The organism is Uruburuella suis (assembly GCF_004341385.1).
Classification (GTDB): domain Bacteria; phylum Pseudomonadota; class Gammaproteobacteria; order Burkholderiales; family Neisseriaceae; genus Neisseria; species Neisseria suis.
Genome location: NZ_SLXE01000065.1, coordinates 1 through 1,080, shown reverse-complemented (window position 1 = coordinate 1,080; position 1,080 = coordinate 1). Strand labels below are relative to the sequence as shown.

The following is a 1,080-nucleotide window of genomic DNA, read 5'->3' as shown; positions in this document are numbered from 1 at the left end:
ATTCGGCAATTAAATATTGAAATGTTTATGCAGCATACTTCACCTTCGGATCTCTAAAATACGCAGCCACCCGTTGAGGATGGTTCTCCAGCATCCGCATATGATTCTCCGTTGCCTGCTTCAGTTTCGCTTTTGTACGATGCTGAACACGCGAGCCCAGTGCTTGTTTCAAATCCGCATTCAACCGTTCATCAGGGTTCAGCTCCGGGCTGTAACTGGGTAAATAAAACACTTCGATCTTCTCTTTATGCTTTTCCAACCAGGCTTTGACCGGCTTGCTGTGGTGAACCCGCAGGTTATCCAGTATCAGGAAGATTTTCTTACCGGCATCTTTGATTAATGCTTCCAGAAACTCAATCAGCTTGTCGCTGTTGAATGCATCTTCCACAATCATCCAGCGTGCCTTGCCCTGGTTGGTCACCGTTGAAATCATCGAAAGTTTATGCCGTGTCCCGCCTACGGTATAGGCTACCGGCGTTTGTCCTTTGGGCTGATAACCCCGCCCGCGTACATCGGTATTGACTACCGCTGTTTCATCACCCCAATGGATTTCCGCTTTTTCGGCTTTTGCCCGTTTGGCGATATCGGGATAGGTTTCCTCCAGCCATTGCTTCACTGCTTCGGGACGTTGCTCGTAGGCGCGCCGGATGGGTTTTTGCGGCGTAAACCCCCAGCGCTTGAGGTATTCGCCTACCGTACGTACCGGCAATTCGATAGCCAGCTCTTGCTTGATCAAGGCCATAACCGCCGCCCGAGTCCATAAGGCGAAGTCCATTTTCATCTGCTCGGGGCGCTTTTCACAGATAAGGCGCTGTATGTGGGCTTCCTGCTCTTCACTCAGTTGGCGGCAACTTCCTGATGGGCGTCCGCGCTTTTTGGGTGCCAATGCTTTGATGCCGTCTGCTTCGGCGATTTTGATGGCTGAGCGCGCGGTGACATGACCCATGCCGAGCATTTCGGCGATTTGCTCGGGTGTTTTGCCCTGTTTGTGCAGTCTGACTGCTTGCTTGCGCCGTTCGAATTGGGCTTCGGCTGCAAGTTTTCTTCCGTCTTCTTTTTCCATTGGGGAGAAATGGGGAT

The 1,080-nt window shown here is 51.6% G+C and carries 1 protein-coding gene; it reads right to left on the bottom strand.

The features are described 5' to 3' along the window. Positions 1 to 25 precede the first annotated feature (25 nt). Positions 26 to 1,063, bottom strand: a complete 1,038-nt coding sequence (locus EV680_RS11880; protein WP_132954952.1) for an IS630 family transposase — start codon at positions 1,061 to 1,063, stop codon at positions 26 to 28. Between the last annotated feature and the right edge of the window lie 17 nt (positions 1,064 to 1,080).

Coding starts and splice junctions, on each gene's coding strand:
- EV680_RS11880 (WP_132954952.1), bottom strand. CDS start 1,063: ATGGAAAAAGAAGACGGAAGAAAACTTGCAGCCGAAGCCCAATTCGAA.